A 5,456-nucleotide genomic window follows, 5' to 3' on the forward strand; every position below is an offset into this window, starting at 1 on the left:
CCGCAAGATGTGCGAGACCATCGAGGAAGTCACCGGGCAAGTGATGGTCGACCCCTCCACCAAACAGAAGGTCGGCAAATCCGAATCGATGGAGGTTATTCTCGAGCAGGTCGAGTCCTTCAAGGCCCAGATCGAGTCGGGCACCATCAAGTGGATTAAGTCGGCCCCGGCTCGCGACGCTGCGATGAAGGTGATCGATCGGTACTGGCCGCGCATCCGCGACATCATTGACGAGCGGGAACGCAAGCTGTCTCAGATGAAGCGGGGCGACGAATTGCCTTCCGGCGTCCTCGAGATGGTCAAGGTCTACGTGGCCACCAAGCGACAACTGGCCATCGGCGACAAGATGGCGGGTCGGCACGGAAACAAAGGGGTCATTGCCCGGATCCTACCCGAGGAGGACATGCCCTTCCTGGAAGACGGCACGCCGGTCGACATCCTGCTCAACCCCCTGGGTGTGCCGTCGCGCATGAACGTGGGTCAGATCCTCGAGACGCACCTGGGCTGGGCGGCGGCCATCCTTGGCTTCCAGGCGATTACTCCGGTGTTCGATGGAGCCACCGAGGAGGATATCAATCGTTGCGTGCAGGAGGCCAACGAGCGGGTCCGGCAGCGCCGGGAGGATCCCCAAGCCATTCAGAATGCCGGCCAGACGCGCGAGATTCTGGTCGAAATGCCGAAGGGCGGGAAGGTCAGGTTGTACGACGGCCGGACGGGAGAACCGTTCGACCAACCGGTGACCGTCGGCTATCTCTACATGGATAAGCTCCATCATCTGGTGGATGACAAGATTCACGCCCGGGCGACCGGCCCTTACTCGTTGATCACCCAGCAACCGCTCGGCGGCAAAGCCCGCACCGGCGGTCAGCGATTCGGCGAGATGGAAGTCTGGGGCCTGGAGGCTTACGGGGCGGCCTACGTCTTGCAGGAACTGCTGACGGTCAAGAGTGATGATGTCGAAGGTCGAACCAAGATCTACGAATCGATGGTCAAGGGCACGAACACGCTCGAGGCCGGCACGCCGGTGTCGTTCGACGTGCTGTGCAATGAAATCAAGGGGCTGGGTATGAACATCCAGCTCGAGAAGGTCCGTGTGAGCTGAGGCGGGATGACGGGAATGAGGATCGGATATGAGAGGGCTGCTGGCGGTCAAGGTCGGCGAACCGGTTTACAACCTGTCCTTCGGCCTCTGTATCGCGTCATCGTTACTCCCGGTCGTCCTGCTGGTCTGGCCGCTAAGAAGCACGGGCAGACGAAACGGGAAGAAGGGCCCCGATCCGAAGTGATAGCGGCCGCAGTCCGCTGCGAGCCGACGACGGAAGCCTGGCAACCGAATGAAACGGTTCCTTTCGAAAGGACCCTGAACAATGGCCGAGAACATTTACGATCGGATCAATGACTACGGCAGCGTGAAGATCTCGCTGGCATCGCCCAACGACATTCGAAGCTGGTCGTTCGGCGAGGTGAAGAAGCCGGAGACGATCAACTACCGTACCTATCGCCCGGAAAAGGACGGTCTGTTCTGCGAACGCATCTTCGGGCCGGAGCGCGACTGGGAGTGTGCCTGCGGCAAGTACAAAGGCACGAAGCACAAGGGGATCATCTGCGATCGTTGCGGCGTGAAGGTGACGCATTCGCGCGTCCGGCGCAAGCGGATGGGTCACATCAACCTGGCCGCTCCCGTCGTGCACATCTGGTTCTTCAAGGCCATGCCCAGCCGGCTCGGCAATCTTCTGGACATGAAGACCAGCGACCTCGAGAAGATCGTTTATTTCCAGGACTACGTCGTGGTCGATCCCCTGGACTCTCCGCTCAAGCCCAAGCAGCTTCTGAACGAGGAGGAATATCGGGCGGCCCGCGAGAAGTACGGCGAGAACGGTTTCATTGCTCAGACGGGCGCCGAGGCGATCCGCAGCCTTCTACGTTCCATGGACTTGGCGGCGCTGAGCGCCGAGCTTCTGGACCAGATCGGCAAGACCAACAGCAAGCAGCGGCTCAAGGATTTGTGCAAGCGGCTGAAGATCGTCGAGAACCTGCGCAACAGCGGCAATGAGGCCGAATGGATGGTCATGGAAGTCATCCCGGTCATTCCGCCGGACCTGCGGCCGCTGGTTCTGCTGGAGAGCGGCAACTTCGCCACCAGCGATCTCAACGACCTTTATCGTCGCATCATCAACCGCAACAACCGGCTCAAGAAGCTCGTTGATCTTAACGCGCCCGAGGTCATCATTCGCAACGAAAAGCGCATGCTTCAGCAGGCGGTCGACGCTCTCTTCGACAACGGACGGTGCCGCCGGCCGGTTCTGGGCAGCAGCAACCGCCCGCTCAAGTCGCTGACCGACATGATCAAGGGCAAGCAGGGGCGCTTCCGCGAGAATCTGCTGGGCAAGCGTGTCGACTACTCGGCCCGGTCGGTCATCGTCGTGGGACCTGAGCTCCAGCTCCATCAGTGCGGCCTGCCCAAGAAGATTGCCCTGGAGCTCTACCAGCCGTTCATCATCCGCAAGCTTCGCGAGCGGGGATTGGCCGACACCATCAAGAGCGCCAAGAAGATGCTCGAGAGGCGTGACCAGGAGATCTGGGACATCCTGGAAGAGGTGATCGTGAATCACCCGGTCCTCCTCAACCGCGCGCCCACGTTGCACCGCATGGGCATTCAGGCGTTCGAGCCGGTGCTCGTCGAGGGCAACGCGATTCGCATTCACCCGCTGGTCTGCAAGGGTTTCAACGCCGACTTTGACGGCGACCAGATGGCCGTGCACCTGCCGTTGTCCGTCGAGGCCCAGACGGAGGCCCACGTCCTGATGATGTCGACCAACAACATCTTCAGCCCGGCCAACGGTAGCCCGATCATGTCTCCCTCCCAGGACATCGTCATGGGCATTTTCTATCTCACCATGGATTATTCGCCGAACCTGCCGGATCCGAAGGCCAAGCTTCCGTGCTTCAGCAGCCCCCATGAGGCGATGATGGCCTATGAGCAGAAGAAGATCACCATCCACCAGAAGATCCGATGTCGGGTGGAGCGGGCCATGATGGTATCCTCGCAGAAAACCGATCCGGAACCCGTACCCGCCAATCGCATTGTCGAGACCACGGTCGGGCGATTGATCTTCAACGACATGCTCCCGCCGGAAATGCCTTTATACAACTATCCGCTCAGCCAGAAGGGGGCGGGCCGCGTCATCGCGGACTGTCACCATCTGCTCGGCCGGGCGGCGACCATCGACCTGCTGGACCGAATCAAGGCCACCGGCTTCAAGCACAGCACTCTGGCCGGTTTGTCATTCGGCATTCACGACCTGCGTATTCCCGCGGCCAAGTGGGATATCATCAGCCGGGCTCAAAAGCGCGTCGACCAGATCGAGCGCGGTTACCAGCGGGGGGCCATCACCCCGATGGAGCGGCACAACCAGCTCATCGACGTATGGGTTCATGCCCGCGAGCAGGTCACCAAGGAGATGATGAAGGAATTCAAGTTTGACCGTCGCGACGAGGAGGGTAATTATGTTCCTGCCGGCGAGAATCGGGGTCGCTTCTATCTCAACCCCATTTACCTCATGACCGATTCAGGAGCCCGCGGATCGGTGGACCAGATCCGTCAGCTTGCCGGCATGCGGGCGCTGATGGCCAAACCGTCGGGCGAGATCATCGAGACGCCGATCAAGAGCAATTTCCGCGAGGGCCTGTCGGTGCTGGCGTATTTCAGCTCGACGCACGGCGCCCGCAAGGGTCTGGCCGATACCGCTCTCAAGACCGCGGACTCGGGATACCTGACCCGCAAGCTGGCCGACGTGGCCCAGAATGTCATTGTCACCCGACTGGACTGCGGAACCATCAACGGCATTACCAAGGGCGCGGTGTACAAGGGCGAGGAGATCGCCGTGCCGCTGCGGGACAGCATCATCGGTCGTGTCGCCCGCGACACCATCCGCAACCCCGTCACGGATCAGATTATCGTGGCGGAGAACGACGTTATTACGCGTGAGATCGCCGCCAAGATTGAGGAACTCGGCCTGGATACGATTCGTGTTCGCAGTCCCTTGACCTGCGAGAGTCCGTTCGGTGTGTGCGCCCGGTGTTACGGGGTTGACATGTCGACCGGCAATCTGGTCGAGGAGGGCATGGCGGTCGGTATTCTCGCCGCCCAGTCGATCGGCGAGCCGGGAACGCAGCTTACGATGCGCACGTTCCATACGGGCGGTGTCGCGACCCGCGCGGTGGCAGAGAACAAGATCATCAACATCCAGGCCGGTCGCGTGGTCTTCCACGATCTGAACGCGGTCGAGGTTCCGGCGACGGAGGGCGAGGGGACCCGCCAAGTGGCCCTCAAGCGTAACGGTGAAGTGGCCATTGTCGACGCCAAGAACCGCGAGCTTGAACGTTACAAGGTGCCTTACGGGGCCCTGCTGGTGGTAAGGGAAGGCCAGGAAGTCGGTCCGCGGACCGAACTGGCCACATGGGATCCACACTTGACGCCGATCTTGGCCGAGGTCTCGGGAGTCGTCCGCTTCCATGACATTACCGAAGGCGAGACGGTGCGCCTCGAACAGGAGCGGGCCGGCGCCAAGTACATCGTCGTCGAACACAAGGGCGAGAAACATCCCCAGATCGTCATCGAGGACGTCGAAGGCCGCGTGCTCGATTACCACTATCTACCCGCCAAGGCACGTATCGAAGTCGCAGAGGGCGACAAGATCGTTCCGGGTACACTCCTGGCCCGCCAGCCGCGGGCCATCGCCGGAACGCAGGACATCACCGGCGGCCTGCCGCGGGTCACCGAGATCTTCGAGGCCCGCAAGCCCAAGGAGCCGGCGGTCATGGCCGAAATCTCCGGGAAGGTCGAGATTCGCGCCGATCGTCGCCGTGGCAAGATGACTATCATCATTCGTTCCGAGGGCGGCATGGAAAAGGAACACCACGTTCCGCAGGACAAGCAGTTGCTGGTTCACGCCGGCGACTTTGTCGAGGCGGGCGACCCGCTCGTCGAGGGGCCGCTGGTGCCGCACGACATCCTGCGGATCAAGGGCGAGGAGGCCCTGCAGAACTACCTGCTCTCGGAGGTTCAGGCTGTCTACCGCAGCCAGAACGTGACGATCAACGACAAGCACCTGGAGATTATTCTGATGCAGATGCTCCGGAAAGTCCGGATCGACAATCCGGGGGATACTCGCTTCCTGCCGATGGAGGTAGTGGACAAGTTCCGGTTCCGGGCTGAGAACGAGCGGCTGGCCGCGAGCGTCAAGATCAAGGATCCGGGTGACAGCACGTTTACCGCGGGCCAGATCGTCCCCAGGACCGAGTTCGCCGAGGTCGTGGCCAGGATCGAGCAGGACGGCGGAACGCCACCGACTCGCGACCGGAAACCCAAGCCGGCGACCGCCAAGACTCTACTGCTTGGTATCACCAAGGCCTCGCTGCAGAGCGAGTCGTTCATCTCGGCGGCCAGCTTCCAG

Annotated in this window: 3 protein-coding genes; all 3 read left to right on the forward strand. The window is 61.4% G+C overall.

The window, feature by feature from the left end:
• Positions 1 to 1,102, forward strand: a 1,102-nt coding sequence (gene rpoB / locus PLL20_21450; protein HPD32565.1) for a DNA-directed RNA polymerase subunit beta, incomplete at its 5' end; no start/stop codon positions are given.
• 28 nt (positions 1,103 to 1,130) lie between these two features.
• Positions 1,131 to 1,286 (forward strand): hypothetical protein, encoded by a 156-nt coding sequence (locus tag PLL20_21455; protein HPD32566.1) that lies wholly within the window; start codon positions 1,131 to 1,133, stop codon positions 1,284 to 1,286.
• An 81-nt stretch (positions 1,287 to 1,367) separates the two neighbouring features.
• On the forward strand, positions 1,368 to 5,456 hold a 4,089-nt coding region (rpoC, locus tag PLL20_21460), incomplete at its 3' end, for a DNA-directed RNA polymerase subunit beta' (protein HPD32567.1).

The organism is Phycisphaerae bacterium (assembly GCA_035384605.1).
GTDB lineage: Bacteria > Planctomycetota > Phycisphaerae > UBA1845 > PWPN01 > JAUCQB01.

Coding starts and splice junctions, on each gene's coding strand:
- PLL20_21455 (HPD32566.1), top strand. CDS start 1,131: ATGAGAGGGCTGCTGGCGGTCAAGGTCGGCGAACCGGTTTACAACCTG.